Raw genomic sequence first — 20,451 nt, 5'->3', positions numbered from 1 at the left:
AGGAGGTTAAGGTGTATAACTTTGCAAGTGATTATTTAGAAGGAGCTCATCCACAAGTGATGGAAGCTTTAAATAAGACAAATTTTATTCAAACAGTAGGATATGGGGAAGATCAATATTGTCAAAAAGCTAAAGATAAAATAAAAGCTATATTAGAAAATGAAAATGTAGATATTCATTTTTTAGTAGGTGGTACACAGACAAATATGATTATGATTTCTTCAGCATTAAAAGATTATCAAGCTGTTATTGCTGTTGATAGTGGACATATCAATGTTCATGAAACAGGAGCTGTTGAATTTACCGGGCATAAGATTTTAACAAAGCCACATCAAGATGGAAAGATGATTCCTGAAATGATTGATGAAATCATGCGTGAACATCCTGATGAACATATGGTGCAACCTAAAATGGTATATATTTCACAAACAACAGAATATGGTACGTACTATACTTTAGAAGAATTAAAAGGCATTTATGAATGCTGTCAACAAAATAATTTATATTTATTTATAGATGGAGCAAGACTTGGAAGTGCACTTGTCTTGAAAGATGCACCAACTTTACAAGAGATGGCGCTTTATAGTGATGTTTTCTATATTGGTGGTACAAAAATGGGAGCCTTATTTGGTGAATGTTTAGTTATTATTAATGATGAATTAAAAACCGATTTTAGATATCATATTAAACAAAAAGGTGCCATGCTTGCTAAAGGAAGATTATTAGGAGTTCAATTTAATGCTTTATTTGAAAATGATTTATATCTAGAAATAGGAAAACATGAAAATGAATGTGCTGATATATTAAGAAAAGGATTCAAAGATAAAGGCTATAAGATGTATATTGAAAGTCCTTCTAATCAAATATTTCCAATCGTTGATCAACAAACGTTGGAAAAAATAAATAAAAACTATATAACAACGTATATGTTTAAAATAGATGACCAACATACATGTATACGTCTAGTTACATCATGGGCAACGTCCAAAGAAATATGTGAACAATTTATAGAAGAATTATAATTGATACATACTATTTTATTGTAAATAAATAGATAACGTAGTAGAATATGACTAGGATTTATTATCCTAAATTTCGAGAAATGGAGATAATAAAAATGAATAAAACTGAATTAGTAGAAGCTATTGCTTCAAGCACTGAATTAACAAAAACTGATGTAGATAAAGTAGTAACTGCTTTAGTTGAAGTTGTTACTGATGCTTTAGCTAAAGGAGATAAAGTTTCTTTAAAAGGTTTTGGTAATTTTGAAGTTCGTACTCGTAGTGAAAGAACAGGTAGAAACCCAAGAACTGGTGAAACAATGACAATTGCTGCAAGTAAAGCACCTGCATTTAAAGCAAGTTCTGCATTAAAAAAAGCTGTTAATAAATAATAATAGAAAACCGATGAGTTTGTTACTCATCGGTTTTTGCATCTTCAATTGTAATATTTAATTTATAATGATCTTTAATTTCTGGAATAGCCTGTAGATATGTGGTTAAGGTTTGTTCAGCTTTTGTTTTAGACTTTTCTAAAATACCATTAGAAATAGCTTCTTTTTCATTTTTTTTCTTTTCTTTAGTTGCAAAAGATTTATAATCGTTAATACTTATCTGATTAAAAATATTTGATGATTCATCATATACTTCAATAGATTTTTCATCAATTTCATGACTTAAAATTTTTGCTGCAGGTAAAGTAATATTTAATTGATCATTATCAATACTTATTTTAGCCTGTTTTAAATCAATCCCTGCTTTAATAGATCCATTATATGTAATAATAAAAGTTTTTTGTGTTAAAGGAATTTTCCAACCATTAAAAGATAATTTATTAGAAAATTTTCCTACCTTACTATAATCATATGAATAAAGTGCAAGCTCATTAATTTCAGTTAATTGATTTTTAATGGTTGTTGAAGTAATTTTATCATTGTTACTACCACTTGCATAATGAACACCTGCAAAAAAGATTGCAATAACTAAAACGATAATTGCTATAACACCACCAATAGCCTTTTTTGACTTTCCAAGAGTATCTAATATTTTCATGTCATCACCCACGAAGATTATATCATAATTTGTCGAAGTAAGATATTATAGGTATAAAAAAAGAATGATTTTAGAAATTATATCTAAAACCATTCTTTTTCTTATTTAATGATTTTACCGTAAACTTCTCTACCACAAGCTGCTGCATTACTTTCATCAGTATCAATATGCATAGCTGTTGCATATGAAGCGCTTACACGACAAACAACATCACCAAAGATCAAAGAACGTCCATCTGTATTAATTTCAACTTTAACGATTTCTTTATCTTTTACTCCAAATTTTTCAGCATCTTCAGGTGTTAAGTGAATATGTCTTTTTGCAGCAATCACGCCACAAGGAATTTCAACTTCTCCTGCAGGACCAACTAATTTACATCCAGCAGTTCCTTCGATATCTCCTGATTCTCTAATTAATGCTTGAACACCAATGCTTCTAGCGTCAGTTAAAGAAATTTCTACTTGAGTTTCTTTTCTTGTAGGTCCTAAAACAGACATATTTAATTCTCCTTTAGGTCCAATTACTTTTACTCTTTCAACACAAGCGAATTGACCAGGTTGAGATAAATCTTTTTTATTTGTTAATTGATGACCTTCACCAAATAAAGTTGCTAAATCTTTATCACTTAAGTGAATATGTCTAGCAGAAGTTTCGACAATAAACATACCTTCCATATTTTTCTCCTCTTTCCATATATTAATACTACATTTATTCTACTCTTTTTATCATTTAATGCCAATAAATAAAAAAAAAATAAAAAAATTTTTTCTCACTTTTGTAATAAATTTATTAATTTGCTAAAAAAAGATTATCAAATCATTGATAAAACATTAAAAAATGTATACAATCTAGCTATTTTTTAGGAAAATCATAAAAAAAACGCTAATCTTTACACATATTACTAAATGTGCTATTCTAACTGTACAAAAAAAGGAGGAACCTTTATGAACAAAGAAAATGTAGGTTTATATGATCAGTCATTTGAACATGATAACTGCGGAATAGGGGCCGTTGTTAATATCAAAGGATTAAAAACTTATAAAACAGTAGATGATGCTTTAAAAATCGTTGAACAATTAGAACATCGTGCTGGAAAGGATGCAGCAGGGGAAACTGGAGATGGTGTAGGAATCTTAACACAAATACCAGATGAATATTTTCAAAAGATTATTAAAGATTTTACATTACCTCAAAAAGGACATTATGGAGTTGGAATGTTCTTTATGCCTCAAGATGAAAAAGTACGTTTACGTGTCAAAAAAATGTTTGAAACAGTTGTTAAAAAAGAAGGATTAGAATTTTTAGGTTGGCGTGCTGTACCAACTGTACCTAGTGTTTTAGGGAAAAAAGCATTAGATGCCATGCCATATATTGTCCAAGCATTTATTAAAAAACCTCATGGCGTAAATTGTGGTTTAGATTTTGATAGAAAATTATATCAAGTGAGAAGAATTTTTGAACAAAGTCAATTTGAAGATACTTATGTATGTTCACTTTCAAGTCGTACAATTGTTTATAAAGGAATGTTCTTAGTACAACAACTTCGATTATTCTTTAAAGATTTACAAGATAAAAGTTATAAAAGTGCCATTGCTTTAGTTCATTCACGTTTTTCAACAAATACAATGCCATCATGGAAAAGAGCCCATCCTAATAGATTTATTGTTCACAATGGTGAAATCAATACAATTAAAGGAAATGCGAATAACATGCTCTGTCGAGAAGAAAACATGCAAACAGATGTTGTGGATACTTCAAAAGTATATCCTGTTGTTGATGTCAATGGTTCCGATTCAGCTATGTTAGATAATACATTGGAATTTTTAGTAATGTCAGGTATGGAACTTCCAAGAGCTGTCATGATGTGTATTCCAGAACCTTATGAAAATGATAAAAGCATGTCACAAGCAAAAAAAGATTTCTATGAATATAATGCTACACTTATGGAACCTTGGGATGGACCAGCTTCTATCTTATTTAGTGATGGAGACATCATGGGGGCTATCTTAGATAGAAATGGTTTAAGACCATCACGTTATTACATTACAAAAGATCATTATTTAGTATTATCTTCAGAAGTAGGATCATTAGATATTCCAGCTAAAGATATTGTTTTAAAAGAAAGACTAAGACCTGGAAAAATGTTATTAGTTGATACTGTTAAAGGTGAACTTATTGAAGATGATGTTTTAAAGGAAACGTATGCAACAAAACAACCTTATGGAGAATGGTTGGAAAGCAATTTAATTAATTTAAAAGATATGAGAATTCCTAGTATTAGAGTAGAAAGATACGAAGGAGAAGAATTAACTAAATTACAAAAGATTCATGGTTATAGTTACGAAGATACAAACTATATTAAAAACTTAGCTTTAACTGGTAATGAAAATATTGTAGCAATGGGAAATGATACACCAATTGCAGCTTTATCAACAAAACATCCACCATTATTTAATTACTTTAAACAATTGTTTGCACAAGTAACCAATCCACCAATCGATGCGATTCGTGAAGAAATTATTACTTCAACAAGTATTTGTATTGGTCGAGATGGAAATATGTTGGAAGATAAACCAGAAAACTGTCATTTATTAAAAATCAATCACCCTATTTTAAGTAATACAGATATTTTAAAAATCAAAAACTTGAAAAAAGAAGGCTTTAAAGTAGGTGAAGTTAATATTACATATATTAAAAATACTTCATTAGAAAAAGCAATTGATCGTGTTTTTGTAGAAGTAGATAAACGTTATCATGAAGGATGTAATATTGTTATTTTATCGGATAGGGCAGTAGATGATAACCATTTACCAATTCCTTCATTATTAGCTGTTGGAGCTGTTAACTCTTATTTAGTAAGAACTAAAAAACGTAACAGTTTAGCTTTAATTCTTGAATCAGCTGAACCAAGAGAAGTACATCATTATGCGACATTACTTGGATATGGTGTTTCAGCTATCAATGGTTATTTAGCACAAGATACAATCTTTGATTTAATTGATCAAGGTTTATTAGATAAAGATTATTATGCAGCCGTTGATGATTATAATAGTGGTATTTTACATGGTATTGTTAAAATTGCTTCTAAAATGGGAATTAGTACAATTCAATCTTATCGTGGATCACAAAACTTTGAAGCAATCGGTTTATCAAGTGATTTAGTGAATAAATATTTTTCTAAAACAGTAAGTCGTATTGAAGGAAAAACAATTAAAGATATTGAAAAAGATGTCGAATATAGACATGATCAAGTATATGATCCACTTGGATTAGATGTAGACATCTCATTAAACAGTGCCGGCGATCATAAAGAAAGATCAGGAAAAGAAGAACATTTATATAATCCAGCAACGATTCATAAATTACAACAAGCAACACGTTTAGGTGATTATCAATTATTTAAAGAATATTCAAAAATGATTGATGAAGAAGGAGCACATTTAAACTTAAGAGGTTTAATGCAATTTAAAAAGACAAAATCAATTCCAATTGAAGAAGTTGAATCTGTGGAATCAATTGTTAGAAGATTTAAAACAGGTGCGATGTCTTATGGATCAATTTCAAAAGAAGCACATGAAACAATGGCGATTGCAATGAATAGATTACATGGTAAGTCTAACAGTGGTGAAGGTGGAGAAGATCCAGAAAGATTTGAAACACTTCCTAATGGTGATAGTAAATGTTCAGCTATTAAACAAGTTGCCTCAGGACGTTTTGGAGTAACAAGTGAATACTTATGTAGTGCCAATGAAATTCAAATTAAAATGGCACAAGGAGCAAAACCAGGAGAAGGTGGACACTTACCAGGTGGTAAAGTTTATCCATGGGTTGCTAAAACAAGACACTCTACACCAGGGGTTAGCTTAATTTCACCACCACCACATCATGATATTTATTCAATTGAAGACCTAGCACAATTGATTTATGACTTAAAGAACGCTAATAAAGAAGCACGTATTTCAGTTAAACTTGTATCAGAAGCTGGTGTTGGAACAGTTGCTGCCGGTGTTGCTAAAGCAGGTGCAGGTGTTATCCTTATTTCAGGATATGATGGAGGAACAGGGGCTGCTCCTAAAAACTCAGTTTATAATGCAGGTCTTCCATGGGAATTAGGTTTAGCAGAAGCTCATCAAACATTGATCATGAATGATTTAAGAAGCCGTGTTGTTATTGAAACAGATGGTAAACTCATGACAGGTAGAGATCTTGCAATTGCTACTTTACTTGGAGCAGAAGAATTTGGTTTTGCAACAGCACCACTTGTAACAATGGGATGCGTTATGATGAGAGTATGTAACTTAGATACATGTCCAGTAGGGGTTGCTACACAAAATCCTATTTTAAGAAAACGTTTTAAAGGTAAACCTGAATATATTGAAAACTTTATGCGTTTCATTGCTCAAGAATTAAGAGAATATATGGCTCAACTTGGATTCAAAACAGTTGATGAAATGGTTGGTCGTAGTGATTTATTAGAACCTAAGGATGATGTTAAAAATATTGATTTATCAAAAATCTTAAATAATCCATTTACTTCTAGTAAACATAGTCATCATGAAAAAAATAATGAATATGATTTCAAATTAAATGAAGTCAAAGATACAACAGTTCTTTATAAACAATTTAAAGAAGCTTTAGATAAACATCAAGGTAAAGAAATTGATGTCCATGTTACAAATATCGATCGTTCATTTGGAACACTCTTTGGATCAGAAATTACGAAGAAATATGGAACATCATTAGAAGAAGATACTTTCAAAGTTAACTGCTATGGAGCAGGTGGTCAATCATTTGGTGCTTTCATTCCTCAAGGCTTAACATTACATCTTTATGGAGATAGTAATGACTACTTTGGAAAAGGCTTATCAGGTGGTAAATTAATTGTGGTACCACCAAAAGATTCAACAATTAAACCAGAAGATAATATTATCATTGGTAACGTTGCTTTATATGGAGCAACATCTGGTGAAGTTTATATCAATGGAGTTGCTGGTGAAAGATTTGCCGTACGTAACTCAGGAGCACATGCCGTTGTTGAAGGTATTGGAGATCATGGTCTTGAATATATGACAGGTGGTATGGTTATTGTTTTAGGAAAAACAGGGCGTAACTTTGCTGCTGGTATGTCTGGAGGTATTGCTTATGTCTATGATCCAGATAATACATTCTATGAACATGTCAATAAAGAACTCGTAGAATATAAAAATGTGAAATCACGTTATGATGAAGATCAATTAAAAGAAATGATTCAAAAACATTATCTATATACAAATTCAAATGTTGCGAAAAAGATTTTAGATGACTTTGGAAATGAAGTTGCACACTTCAAAAAAGTTGTTCCTCATGATTATAAACGTATGATGTCACTTATTAGTTCATTTGAACAACAAGGACTTACAAATGAACAAGCAAAAGTAGAAGCATTCAATGCTTTTAAGAAAGGAATGTAGATTATGGGAAAGCCAACAGGATTTTTAGAAATAGAAAGACAAGTATCAACAGAAGTTGAACCATTAAAACGTATTAAGAACTTTAATGAATTTCATAAACCATTATCTCGTGATGAACAATCATGCCAAGGAGCTCGCTGCATGGATTGTGGAGTTCCTTTCTGTCAAAATGGAAAAATGATTCAAGGAATGGTATCAGGTTGTCCACTAAACAACTTGATACCTGAATGGAATGATTTAATTTTTCATAAAAATTATAAAGCCGCTTTAAAAAGACTTTTAAAAACAAATAATTTTCCAGAATTCACATCAAGAGTATGTCCTGCTTTATGTGAAGCAGCATGTACTTGTGGATTAAATGGAAATCCCGTTACCGTAAGAGAAAATGAAAATGCAATTATTGAAACAGCTTATGCTTCCAATTGGATGCAACCCCATCCACCTAAACATCGTATTGATAAAAAAATAGCAATTATTGGGTCAGGCCCTTCAGGACTTGCAGCAGCCGATCAATTAAATAAAAGAGGTTATCAAGTAACAGTCTTTGAAAGAGAAGATCGTTTAGGAGGGCTATTAATGTATGGTATTCCTAACATGAAACTTGAAAAACATATTATTGATCGTCGTATTGAATTAATGGAAGAAGAAGGTGTTGTTTTTAAAACAAATGCCGGTATTGAAAATAAAAAACAAGTTCAACAATTATATAAAGAATTTGATCGTGTTATTCTTGCTTGTGGTAGTAAAAAGGCTAGAGATATTAAAGCACCAGGGAGAGATGCCAAAGGTATTTACTTTGCGGTTGATTATTTAACTGGAATTACTAAATCATTACTTAATAGTCAATTAGAAGATCAAACTTTTGTTGAAACAAAAGATAAAAATGTACTTGTTATTGGTGGTGGAGATACTGGTAATGATTGTGTTGGTTCAGCCATTCGTTTAGGATGTAAATCAGTTATTCAATTAGAAATGATGCCAGAACCACCTCATGAACGTTTGGATTCAAATCCATGGCCTGAATGGCCACGTGTGAAAAAGACAGATTATGGACAAAATGAATCTATTGCTGTCTTTGGACGTGATCCTCGTCTTTATCAAACAACTGTTAAAGAGTTTATTAAAGATGATAAAGGAAATGTAAAACAAGTCGTTATTGTCTCACTTGAATCAAAACAAGTAGAAGGTCGCATGCAAATGGTTCCTGTTAAAGGAAGCGAAAAAACATTAGATGCAGATATTGTTTTAATTGCTGCAGGATTTGTAGGCTGCGAAGATTATGTTGCTAAAGCTTTTGATGTAAAACTTACACCAAGAGGAAATGTGGCAGATGAAAATTACCAAACAAATCAAAAACAATTGTATGTTGCTGGTGATATGCGTAGAGGTCAATCTTTAGTTGTTTGGGCAATTAGAGAAGGACGTGAAGTGGCACGTGCAGTTGATGAAGATTTAATGGGGTATTCTAATTTATAGGATATCAAAATATACTCACAATCATTGATAGAAAACCTTGGGATATTCTCGAGGTTTTCTTTTTTTTTAGTGATTTGAAAGAGACTATGATGAAAGCAATATGGAGAAAAAAGAATGAATGAATTAGAATTAGTAATTAACGAGGTCAAAAAGGCGGTCGTTGGAAAAGATGAACATATTAAAAAAATATTGGCTTGTATTTTAGCAAGGGGTCATGTTTTATTAGAAGATATACCTGGTGTTGGGAAAACAAATTTAACGTTAGCACTTTCTAAAGCTTTATCTTTAGATTTTCATCGTATGCAATTTACAAGTGATGTCTTACCAGGAGATGTTACAGGTTTTATTATTTATAATCAAAAAACCAATGATTTTGAATATAAAGAAGGACCTATCATGTGTAATTTATTTTTAGCAGATGAAATAAATAGAACATCTCCTAAAACACAATCTGCTTTATTAGAAGTAATGGAAGAAGGAAGAACAACAGTTGATGGTATCACTTATCAATTACCACAACCATTTACAGTCCTGGCTACACAAAATCCTTATGGATCAGCAGGAACACAATTATTACCAGATTCACAATTAGATCGTTTTATGGTGAGACTTACAATGGGGTATCCCTCATTAGAAGATGAAATTGAAATTTTAAAAAGAAAAAGTCAAGAAAATCCTTTAGATATCATTCGATCTGTATGTAAACCGCAAGATATAATAGAATTACAAAAACAAGTAGATCAAGTTTATGTGGATGATAAGATTTATGATTATATTGTAAGAATTATTCATAAAACACCTGATCATGAATTGATTCAACAAGGGGCTTCTCCACGTACATCTATTTCTTTATTAAAAATGGTGAAAGCAATAACTTATATGGATCATAGAAATTATGTTATTCCTGATGATATTAAAAAAGTTATTTATGATGTATTGTCACATCGTTTGATTTTAACCTATGATGCAAAAGTTAAAGATGTTGTTATTCAAGACGTTATTAAAAGTATTTTAAAAGAAGTAAAGGAACCAAAAATAAAAATATGAGAAATGGTAGAATCAAATACTTTAGTATATTAGGCGTTGTGTTATTTTTATATTTAACGACATCTGTTTATTCTTTGCTTATTTGTACATATATTTTACTTATTTTACCAATTCTATCTTTAGTTATTTCTTTACCAGGAATGAGACATGTAGATGTTGAAAAAACACATGAACATTTTATCGCTAAAAGAAATCATTTAGCTTATTTACATTTCAAAAGAGTTCCTTATAAATATTATCCTTATTATAGTTATGATGGAGAAACGTTTAAATTAGATAGCTATTCAAAAGGTCAAAGTTCATCAAGACATACGAATGTAAAAATAGGTGTTTCATCTAGTGACTTATTAAATGCTTCAGGGGATTATACAACACCTCAATATGATCAATTTGTAGAAGAAAATTATCTAGGTGTTTCACAAGATATAAAAAATCAATTATTAAATTTATTAAATCAAGCGGGTTATCATGAAGAAATGACAATCTATGAAAAAGTAACACTTGTTAAAAATCTACTTGCTAGTCAATGTGTTTATACATTACATTCAGGTAGTTGTCCAAGTGATCAAGATCCTGTTTTATATTTCTTGTTAGAAAATAAAAAAGGCTATTGTATGCATTTTGCTTCAAGTGCAGCCTTATTATTACGTACTATAAATGTTCCAGCTCGTTATACGACGGGATATGTTTTAGATGAAAGTGATTTTAAAGGGGGCAATGTTGCTGCTGTTACTCAAGCAAAAGCACATGCTTGGGTCGAAGTTTATGTAAAATGTGTTGGTTGGGTAATGATTGAAGCGACTCCGGGATCTGGTGGTTCTTCTGGAAGTGAGCCGATGGATGAACCGGCAGCTGGAAAAGCGGAAGAAACGAATCAACAAAATATTGAAGAACAAAAATCAAATTCAAATGATCAACAAGGTTCAAATAGTAGTGGAAGTCAAAGTAGTCAACAAAACTCACAAAGTAGTGAACCAAATCCTGAAAATAAAGAACAAAAATCACAAGGTAACACACAAAGTAATAGTGAAAATAAGCAAACAGAAAAGAAAAAAAAGAAAAAGACTAAAAAGGATATAAAGAAAAAAGAAGTACAAAACCAAAGTGAAGATCATAAAGTTATATTTATTGTGATAATCTTTGTGTTATTCTTTGTTATTGCAACTATTATCCTTGTTTTAAGAAGAAAATATCTTTTAAAACAAAGAGAAAAACTTTTATCTCAAGAAAATATAAATAAAAAATATATTGCTTATTATGATTATTTAAATGAATTAAAACAGTATAATTCAGAAATAGAAAATAATTCATCATTAAAGCTTCTTATTTATCAATATATTTATGTTTTATTTTAAAAGTTAGAGAATACTCTCTAGCTTTTTTTGTAAATATTATTTACAATGATTACTTTTATAAGCTGATTTTTGTAAATGTTGGTTTAAATGATAAGAGAATATTTTATAGATTTATAACCTTATGGTATAATGATGAAAAAAGAAGACGGAGGTAGTATATGGCTTTACAAAAAGACTTTTTATGGGGTGGAGCGTTAGCTGCTCATCAATTTGAAGGGGGAGTATTAAATACTTCTAAAGGATATTCTGTAGCGGATGTCATGACTGCAGGAGCACATGGTGTACCTAGAGAAATCACTGATGGTGTAGTAGAAGGTAAATACTATCCTAACCATGTTGGTATTGATTTCTATGGACATTATAAAGAAGATATCGCCATGTTTGCGGATATGGGATTTAAATGTTTTAGAACTTCTATTGCTTGGACAAGAATTTTCCCATTAGGGGATGAAAAAGAACCTAACGAAGAAGGATTACAATTCTATGATGATGTTTTTGATGAATTATTAAAATATGGTATTGAACCTGTTATCACATTATCACACTTTGAAATGCCTTATCATTTAGCTAAAGAATACGGTGGATTTATGAACCGTAAAACAATTGATTTCTTTGTTAAATTTGCAGAAGTATGTTTCAAAAGATATAAAAATAAAGTTAAATATTGGATGACATTCAATGAAATTAATAACCAAATGAACTTTAAAAACGATATCTTTGGTTGGACAAACAGTGGAGCTCATTTTGGAAACTATGATAATCCAGAAGAAGCAATGTATATCTGTGGACATCATACATTAGTAGCATCTGCTAAAGCAGTAAAAATTGGTAAAGAAATCAATCCTGATTTCAAAATTGGAAATATGATTGCAATGGTTCCAATTTATCCATTTAGTTGTCGTCCAGCTGATCAAGTATTAGCACAACAACAAATGCATGATCGTTTCTTCTTCTGCGATGTACAATGTCGTGGACATTATCCTGCTTATGCCTTAAAAATGTTTGAAAGAAAAGGATTCAATATTGATATCACTGAAGAAGATAAAAAAGCATTAGCTGAAGGTACTGTTGATTATATTGGATTTAGTTATTATATGACAAATGTTGTAGATTCAACAGTCACAAAAGATGTTTCAAAATCAACAGATGGTTCAAGTGAACATTCAGTCAAAAACCCATATATTAAAGAATCAGATTGGGGATGGGCTATTGATCCAGAAGGATTAAGATATGCATTAAATATGTTCTATGAAAGATATGAAAAACCATTATTTATTGTAGAAAATGGTTTTGGAGCAATTGATGTTAAAGAAGAAGATGGTTCATGCCATGATCCATATCGTATTGATTACTTAAGAGCTCATATCGAAGAAATGAAAAAAGCTGTTGAAGAAGATGGTGTTGATTTAATGGGATATACTCCTTGGGGATGTATTGACTGTGTTTCATTTACAACAGGTGAAATGAAAAAACGTTACGGATTTATCTATGTAGATAGGGATAATGAAGGTAATGGAACATTAGAAAGGAGCAAAAAAGATTCTTATGATTGGTATAAGAAAGTTATTGCTTCTAATGGTGAAAATTTATAAAAAGGTTGAGGAAACTCAACTTTTTTAATTGATTTAAATTAAATGTAACCCCTTGCATAGACAAAAACTCTATGTTAAAATACAAGATGTAAATATGGATTGTTACTTTAAGTAGGCAAGACCAAATAACTTACACTTTTTTTAGTGTATCTTATTTGGTCTTTATTTTTTGTTAAAAAAAGAGTAACAATTATTAGATAAGCAAGGAAAGGAAATAATATGAAAAATAAAAAGATAAGTAAAGTTGTTTTATCTGTATTGACGTCAATGTCAATGCTTAGTTCGTATTCAGCAATGGTTTTTGCTGAAAATACGACTCAGGGTGCAACTTCACAAGTTGCCCATGAGTATGATTTAGTTAAATTAGATCGTAATGGTGATTTAATTGTTAATGGAAGTTTTGATAATAATGGTGCTTCATGGTCTAAAACAGGTACAGGTACATTTGGAAATGATAATGGAAATTATTATGGAAAGTTATCATCAAATTCTAATAATGCCGCAGTTTATCAAGGAGTAAGTTTTAAGAAAAATACAGATTATGTTGTTAAAGGAAAAGTAAAAATTTCTAATGCGAAAGGTCAAGTATTTTTAGCAGTAAAAAATGGTCAATTAAGTGCAGGATTAAAAGATAATAATGGAAAAACGATTGAAACGACGATTTCTTCATCAGAAGATAAAGCAGGTCAATATCAAGATGTAGAATTTACTTTTAATTCAGGTGATAATACTTCTGGATCTATTGCTTTTATTAAATGGACAGAAAGAAATGGAAATCAAGATATTATTGATGAAGAAGTATGGATCGATGATGTATCAGTTAAAGCAGTAAGCGACGCTTCAGAAGATGATCAATATGAAATGGTTTGGGCTGATGACTTTAATGAAAATCAATTAGATACATCAAATTGGGATTATGAATTAGGTTCTATTAGAGGTGTTGAACAAGAACATTATGTTAATGATCCAGAAAATGTTTATGTTAAAGATGGTCAATTAGTATTACAAGTAACTAATCGTGATAAAGAAGATCAATATAAAAATCCAAGAGGAAATAGACAAGTTATTTATAATTCAGGAAGTGTTAGAACTCATGGGAAAAGAGAATTTTTATATGGAAGAATTGAAATGAAAGCAAAACTTCCTAAAGGAAAAGGTGCTTTCCCTGCTTTTTGGACATTAGGTTCAGATTTTACGTTAGATGGTAGAATTAGCAGTGAACAAGGTGCTTCGTGGCCAGTTTGCGGTGAAATCGATATCATGGAAATGATTGGTGCAGAAAATGAAGATTTAAATGGAAAAAGTAATAAAAAAGTTTATCAAACTTTACATGCTGGTTCAGCTACAGATGTAGATCATTCAAAATCTATTTCAACATATACATTACCAGAAGGAATCTTTAATGATGATTATCATATTTTTGGTCTTAATTGGTCTAAAAATAAAATGGAATTTTATGTTGATAATAAAATTGTAGGATCTATTGATTATAGCAATAATGAAGAATATAAAAGATGTTTTAACAGACCACAATATATTCAAATGAATCTAGCAACTGGTGGAAACTGGGCAGGAGATGCTGGAGATAATCTTGCAGGGCAAAAATATGAAATTGATTATGTTTATTATGGTCAAAATGCTCAACAAAAAACAGATTCTAAAGAATACTATGAAAATGCAATCAAAATCAATGGTGAACATGATGTGACAATGACAGAAGGTGAAACACCTAATTTATTAGAAGGTGTGACTTCTGATCAAGATAGTATTTTAGATTATTCAATTGATAATGAATATTCATTTAAATCAAAAGGTGGACTTACTTCTGTTGATTTAGTTTGTTCAGGTAAAAATGATAAACAAAGTTTAAAGAAATTAAAACCAGGTAAATATAACTTATACTATACAGCTAGAAGTAGTACTGATTCTACCAAACCATCAACAAGAAGAGCAGTTATACTTACTGTTTTACCTAATGATAAACAAGATTTAATTGAATTAGATCGAGAACTTATTAAAAATGGTTCTTTTGAAAATGGTACAAATCCTTCATCAGGATATGAAATAAATAGTCGTACATCATGGCAAGTTACAAATGCAAGATTTACAAAATGGCCAGGATGTTCATATGAAGGAAGCTGGTGTGGTTTTTTACCAGAAAATAATGGAAATGCTAATATTTTTCAAACAGTTAATTTAAAGAAAAATACAAAATATAAACTAAAGGCAAAAGTGCAATTAACAGAAGTAGGACAAACAATGTTTGTCAACTTAAAAAAGAATGCACAATATCTTGTAAATAACAATGAAGTTACAGTAAAATGTACAGAAGAAAATAAAGGACAATATCAAGATATTGAATTAGATATCGATACAGGAGACCAAGAAAGTATTTTTAATGGTAAAAATTCTACTGATTTAACAGTTTGTTTTATGAAATGGACTGAATCAACAAGTGATGCTACATATAAAGGAAAAGTATTTGTTGATAATGTTTCTTTAACAGAAGTGACAAATGAAGATGACAATTATAATCTTGTATGGGCTGATGAATTTAATGAAAGTGAATTAGATAAAAAGAATTGGGGTTATGAATTAGGACATATTCGTGGTTTAGAACAACAACATTATACAAATAGTAAAGATAATGTTTATCTTGAAGATGGAAATTTAGTTATTAAAGCAACAAATAGAAAAACAGAAGATCAATATGAAGTAACACAAGGAGATACAACAAGAAAAGTTATTTATGATTCAGGAAGTGTAAGAACTCATGGTAAACAAGAATTCTTATATGGAAGAATTGAAATGAAAGCTAAATTACCTAAAGGTCAAGCAGTATTTCCAGCGTTTTGGACCTTAGGTTCTGATTTTCATTTAGATGGTAACATTGCTCAAGGTATTGGATGGCCCGATAGTGGTGAAATAGATATCATGGAATTAATTGGTAATGGAACTGCTGGTGGGGTTAATGGTAATAAACAAGTTTATCAAACACTTCATTATGGTACTAATGGTGAAGATGATGGAAAGTATGCTGGGCATGGTACTTGTTATACATTACCAAGTGGTATCTTTAATGATGATTATCATGTTTTTGGAATCAATTGGTCAAAAGGAAAAATTGAATGGTATGTAGATGATCAAATTGTAAGAACAGTTGATTATAGTGATGATCAAAGAGCTTTAGAATGTATCGATAGACCGCAATATATTGAATTTAATTTGGCTTTAGGTGGAGCTTGGCCTGGTGCTGCAGGTGAAAACTTAGCAGGAACAAAATTTGAAGTAGATTATGTTCGCTATGCTAGAAATGAACAACAACAAAAAGATGCGGATACTTTCTATGCAAATGCTTATAAAATTAGTGGTGAAAAAGATGTTACGATGACAGAAGGAGACATGCCAGATTTATTAGCAGGTATTACTGTTGATGAAGGAACTGTTGTTGATTACTCTATTAATGATGAACCAATGTTCACAAATGTTGGTGGAAACACACATGTATCACTATTATGTACAGGTAAAGATGATCAAGAAGCCTTAAAATCATTAAAACCAGGAACATATAATTTATATTACACAGTATATGAAAAAGGAAATACAACAGCTGCAAGAACAAGAAGAGAAGTTTTACTTACAGTTGAAGAAAGAATTTTCGAAAAAGATTTAGAAAAATCTGGATTAGAATTAAATGGTTTCGTTGGTGATACATTAGATACAATTAAATTACCTGAAGGTTGGGTATTTGAAAATCCAAAAGAAAAAATCACAAAAGATACAAAAGAAGTAAGTGTTAAATATTCAGGAATTGATGGTAAAGTTGGAACAGCTTTAATTAATGTTCAAGAAAGAGCACAAATTATTGCTGGTGAAAATAGTAAATATGATGTTAAAGATTCAAAACCATTGAAAATTACAATGAATGTTTCTAAAGGAAATGTTTTAAAAGTATTTGTTAATGGTAAAGAATTAGATACAAAATACTATACAATTGAAAATGTTTCTAACAAAGTAAACATTATTTTAAGTGAAGAATATTTAAAAACATTAGATAATGGAGAATATACGATCAAAATTACTTCTACATTAGGAAATGTTGAAACAGTATTTACAGTTAGTAATTCTAAAGATGATAATTCAAAACCAGATACTGGAAAAGATGACAATTCAAGTCAAAAACCAACAACAGATAAAAAAGATGATGCAAACAACAAAACAAATAATGTTACGACAACTGTTGTCAAAAATACAACTCAAAAGAGTACAAAAACAGGTGATCAAACACCAGTTGAATTACTTACAATGGGATGTTTGGTATCATTACTAGCAATTATTATCTTAAAAAAGAAAAAAGTATTTTAATAAATTACAAAAGAAGTTTAAACAATAAAAGTTGTTAAACTTCTTTTATTCTATGTTTATAAGTTGACGCTTACTTTTTAAGTTTTTATAGGAATAAATAAAAGGAGTCTTTGTTGACTCCTTTTGAATTATTTAGATTTAAGTTTTTTAGCTAATTTTTTAAAAAATGATTCTCTTGCATAGACCGGTTCTAACCATTCATTTTTTAAAATATGTAAAGGATTTTCTGACATTAAAGTATGAATAGCATGATAATTATATTTTTTTTCAAGTAAATAAAATATTTTATTTAAACAAGGTTTTCGAGAACCAGTAGCTCGATGCGTATCTGTAGCAATTACATGGATCAAGCCCTCATCTAATAGTTGAAAAGCTATTTTTTTAGCTTGTTTACCATGATACCCTAAAAAGCTTGTAGCATTTACTTGAATAATACAACCACTTTCAATAAAACCATTTACTCTTTCAATATCTAGTCCATTTTTAAAATATCTTTCAACATGAGCAATAATAGGAGTATAACCTTTAAATTGTACATCATATAATCTTTCTTCTACTTCTTGTTCATTTCCTATTTCTTTTCGTACATCAAATTCTACTAAAACATATTGTGTGTTTTCGATAGGAATAAAAAGATTTTGATCTAGAGCTTTTTGATAATCATGATTAAGAAATAATTCACAGCCATCTAATATATCAATATTATATTCAGTTGCTAGTATTCTTAAATCATCAATTCTTTGAATAAAATCATGAATATCATCTTTAGTATGAACACCGGGAGTTACATGTGGTGTAGCAACGATTGCACTTATTCTATTTTCTCTAGCAAGCTCTAAAGCTTTTCTTGCATCTTCATAAGATGGTATACCATCATCAATATTCCAAGCATAATGACCATGTATATCAATAAAAGACATGAAATCTCCTCCAATACTAATTGATATTATCTATCAATTAGTTTGAAAAATCAATAGAAATGAATTGTATTAAGAATATTGATATGGTAGTATTTGAATACAAAAAATGAATGATAGTGTTGTTGAGTGTCAAATAATGTCGTTTAGTAAAAAGAACAAAATAATTATTGTTATTTTTATTTTGGACATTATAATGATTATAGTTAATATTTTATTATTCTACTTAGAAAGTGAAAATATAAATGTCAAAAATTAAGAGAGGGGATTTTATGACAAAAGAAAGAAGTCAGATTTTAATAAGAAAAACTTGCTTAGTCGCTTTTGATATTTTAAGTGTCATTATTGCTTTCTTTTTATCATCTATTATTGCTTATAACGGTCATATAGAATTAAGTTTTTTACGATATTCTTATTATTTATTAAGTGGTTTAATTATTAGTAGCTTAATCTTTTTTGTCTTATTAAGATTATATGATAGTTTATGGAGATATGCTTCTGTCAATGAATTATTAAATGTTATTATAGCATCATTTTTAAGTACGATTGTTTATTGTATTTTATGTACGGTTTGTCCGGCGACACCACCTATTAGTACGGTGTTCCTTTATTTACTTATCTTGCTTATGCTTGTTGGTGGAGCTAGATTTGGATATCGTTTTTTAAGATTATATGCTTCTAGACACCATTTATTAGGTAGAGGAGAACATATAGAAAGTCGTGTCATGATTATTGGTGCTGGTTCAGCTGGTGAAAAGATTTTAAGAGAAACATTAGTTACACCAAAAATCAATAAAGAAGTGGTATGTTTTATTGATGATGATTTATCTAAAAAAGGAAGAAGAATCCATAATGTACCTGTTGTTGGAGGAAGAAATGAAATCTTGCAACAAGCTGAAAAATATCATGTAGATGAAATTTATATTGCTTTACTTTCTATTGATGATAAAGAAGTTTCTGAAGTTTTAAATATTTGTAAAGAAACTAAATGTAAATTAAAAAAATTACCTGGTATTTATCAATTCTTAAATGATGAAATTACTTTAGAAAAATTAAAAGATGTAGAAGTTCAAGATTTACTTGGAAGAGATCCTATTAAAGTAAACTTAGAAGAAATTATGGGATATGTTCAAGATAAAGTTGTCATGGTTACTGGTGGTGGAGGATCTATTGGTAGTGAGTTATGTCGACAAATTGCTAAGAGTCATCCTAAACAATTAATTATTGTAGATATTTATGAAAATAATGCTTATGATATTCAATTAGAATTACAACGTAAATATCCTAAATTAAATTTAGAAACAATGATTGCTTCTGTTAGAGATCAAAATAAGATCAATGATTTATTTGCTTATTACCATCCAGATATTGTTTATCATGCAGCAGCTCATAAGCATGTACCTTTAATGGAAGATGCACCACATGAAGCAATTAAAAATAATGTTTTTGGAACTTTAAATGTTGCTAAAGCTGCAGATCAATATGGAGTTAAAAAGTTTATTTTAATTTCAACAGATAAAGCTGTTAACCCAACCAATATTATGGGTGCTTCAAAAAGATTATGTGAAATGATTGTTCAATCATTTGATAAGAAATCAAAAACAGAATTTGTAGCTGTACGTTTTGGAAATGTATTAGGATCTAATGGATTAGTTATTCCATTATTTAAAAAACAAATTCAAAATGGAGGACCAATTACAATTACTCATCCTGATATTATTCGTTATTTTATGACGATTCCTGAAGCTATTTCACTTGTATTATAAGCAGGTGCTTATGCTCATGGTGGGGAAATCTTTGTCTTAGATATGGGAAAACCTGTTAAGATTTTAGATATGGCTAAAAACTTAATTAAATTATCGGGATTAGAGCCAGATGTAGATATTGAAATTAAATTTATCGGTCTAAGACCTGGTGAAAAGTTATATGAAGAAATGTTGATGAAAGAAGAAGGTATGCAAACAACACCTAATAAGATGATTCATATTGGTAAACCTATTGAGTTATCTCATGATTTCTTTGATCAATTAGATCATCTTTATCAAGTGGCTTATGATGAAGATAGTAATATTAGAAAAGAAGTTCATCAAATGGTTGATACATATCATTATGATGAAAATACAACACACGGTGTCAAATAATCGGCTTTATGAAATAACATGATATTTTTGAAATAGAGCTAATGAGAAACCATGAGG

At 29.9% G+C, this 20,451-nt stretch carries 11 protein-coding genes and 1 pseudogene; 9 read left to right on the top strand and 3 right to left on the bottom strand.

Annotated elements, in window-relative coordinates; translation table 11 throughout:
• Positions 1–11: 11 nt before the first annotated feature.
• Complete coding sequence (locus tag LJD34_RS08210; RefSeq protein WP_032089459.1) at positions 12–1,022, top strand: threonine aldolase family protein; 1,011 nt, start codon at positions 12–14, stop codon at positions 1,020–1,022.
• Positions 1,023–1,117: 95 nt separating this feature from the next.
• A complete protein-coding gene (locus LJD34_RS08205) occupies positions 1,118–1,393 on the top strand; it encodes an HU family DNA-binding protein (protein WP_022001382.1) in 276 nt (91 codons plus the stop codon).
• A 22-nt stretch (positions 1,394–1,415) separates the two neighbouring features.
• Here LJD34_RS08205 and LJD34_RS08200 read toward each other — a convergent pair whose 3' ends face one another.
• Complete coding sequence (locus tag LJD34_RS08200) at positions 1,416–2,051, bottom strand: DUF4230 domain-containing protein (RefSeq protein ID WP_032089460.1); 636 nt, start codon at positions 2,049–2,051, stop codon at positions 1,416–1,418.
• Positions 2,052–2,152: 101 nt separating this feature from the next.
• Positions 2,153–2,725: a phosphate propanoyltransferase gene (pduL, locus tag LJD34_RS08195; protein WP_032089461.1), complete on the bottom strand. Its 573-nt coding sequence runs from the start codon at positions 2,723–2,725 to the stop codon at positions 2,153–2,155.
• Positions 2,726–2,995: 270 nt separating this feature from the next.
• Between pduL and gltB the strand changes: the two genes are divergently transcribed.
• The 6 genes from gltB to LJD34_RS08165 all read left to right on the top strand — a co-directional run bounded on the left by gltB (position 2,996) and on the right by LJD34_RS08165 (position 17,336).
• Positions 2,996–7,501 carry a glutamate synthase large subunit gene (gene gltB / locus LJD34_RS08190; protein WP_227359605.1) on the top strand — a complete coding sequence of 1,502 codons (4,506 nt, stop codon included), beginning with the start codon at positions 2,996–2,998 and terminating at the stop codon, positions 7,499–7,501.
• Between the two features lie 3 nt (positions 7,502–7,504).
• On the top strand, positions 7,505–8,977 hold the full coding sequence (locus LJD34_RS08185; protein ID WP_227359604.1) for a glutamate synthase subunit beta: 1,473 nt from the start codon (positions 7,505–7,507) through the stop codon (positions 8,975–8,977).
• 114 nt (positions 8,978–9,091) lie between these two features.
• On the top strand, positions 9,092–10,024 hold the full coding sequence (locus LJD34_RS08180) for an AAA family ATPase (protein WP_227359603.1): 933 nt from the start codon (positions 9,092–9,094) through the stop codon (positions 10,022–10,024).
• Positions 10,021–11,379 (top strand): transglutaminase-like domain-containing protein, encoded by a 1,359-nt coding sequence (locus LJD34_RS08175; protein ID WP_227359602.1) that lies wholly within the window; start codon positions 10,021–10,023, stop codon positions 11,377–11,379. Before LJD34_RS08180 ends, LJD34_RS08175 begins: the two co-directional genes overlap by 4 nt.
• A 158-nt stretch (positions 11,380–11,537) precedes the next feature.
• Entirely contained in the window at positions 11,538–12,971 is a 1,434-nt protein-coding gene (locus tag LJD34_RS08170) for a 6-phospho-beta-glucosidase (RefSeq protein WP_032089467.1), read from the top strand.
• 219 nt (positions 12,972–13,190) lie between these two features.
• Complete coding sequence (locus LJD34_RS08165) at positions 13,191–17,336, top strand: family 16 glycosylhydrolase (protein ID WP_227359601.1); 4,146 nt, start codon at positions 13,191–13,193, stop codon at positions 17,334–17,336.
• Positions 17,337–17,464: 128 nt separating this feature from the next.
• Here the strand turns inward: LJD34_RS08165 and LJD34_RS08160 are convergent, their stop codons facing one another.
• Complete coding sequence (locus LJD34_RS08160) at positions 17,465–18,256, bottom strand: tyrosine-protein phosphatase (protein ID WP_119362756.1); 792 nt, start codon at positions 18,254–18,256, stop codon at positions 17,465–17,467.
• Positions 18,257–18,498: 242 nt separating this feature from the next.
• Between LJD34_RS08160 and LJD34_RS08155 the strand changes: the two are divergent.
• Positions 18,499–20,394, top strand: a pseudogene (locus LJD34_RS08155) (polysaccharide biosynthesis protein).
• Positions 20,395–20,451: the final 57 nt, after the last annotated feature.

Origin of the sequence: Faecalibacillus sp. MSK20_93 (assembly GCF_020589945.1) — a bacterium.
Taxonomy (GTDB): Bacteria; Bacillota_I; Bacilli_A; order Erysipelotrichales; family Coprobacillaceae; genus Faecalibacillus; species Faecalibacillus intestinalis.
Note: the sequence above shows the minus strand (reverse complement) of the source record. Positions and strands in the feature narration are given on the sequence as shown.

Bases quoted from the DNA above. Each gene is read 5' to 3' on its own strand.
- LJD34_RS08205 (WP_022001382.1), top strand. From the start codon at position 1,118: ATGAATAAAACTGAATTAGTAGAAGCTATTGCTTCAAGCACTGAATTA.
- LJD34_RS08200 (WP_032089460.1), bottom strand. From the start codon at position 2,051: ATGAAAATATTAGATACTCTTGGAAAGTCAAAAAAGGCTATTGGTGGT.
- pduL (WP_032089461.1), bottom strand. From the start codon at position 2,725: ATGGAAGGTATGTTTATTGTCGAAACTTCTGCTAGACATATTCACTTA.
- gltB (WP_227359605.1), top strand. From the start codon at position 2,996: ATGAACAAAGAAAATGTAGGTTTATATGATCAGTCATTTGAACATGAT.
- LJD34_RS08185 (WP_227359604.1), top strand. From the start codon at position 7,505: ATGGGAAAGCCAACAGGATTTTTAGAAATAGAAAGACAAGTATCAACA.
- LJD34_RS08180 (WP_227359603.1), top strand. From the start codon at position 9,092: ATGAATGAATTAGAATTAGTAATTAACGAGGTCAAAAAGGCGGTCGTT.
- LJD34_RS08175 (WP_227359602.1), top strand. From the start codon at position 10,021: ATGAGAAATGGTAGAATCAAATACTTTAGTATATTAGGCGTTGTGTTA.
- LJD34_RS08170 (WP_032089467.1), top strand. From the start codon at position 11,538: ATGGCTTTACAAAAAGACTTTTTATGGGGTGGAGCGTTAGCTGCTCAT.
- LJD34_RS08165 (WP_227359601.1), top strand. From the start codon at position 13,191: ATGAAAAATAAAAAGATAAGTAAAGTTGTTTTATCTGTATTGACGTCA.
- LJD34_RS08160 (WP_119362756.1), bottom strand. From the start codon at position 18,256: ATGTCTTTTATTGATATACATGGTCATTATGCTTGGAATATTGATGAT.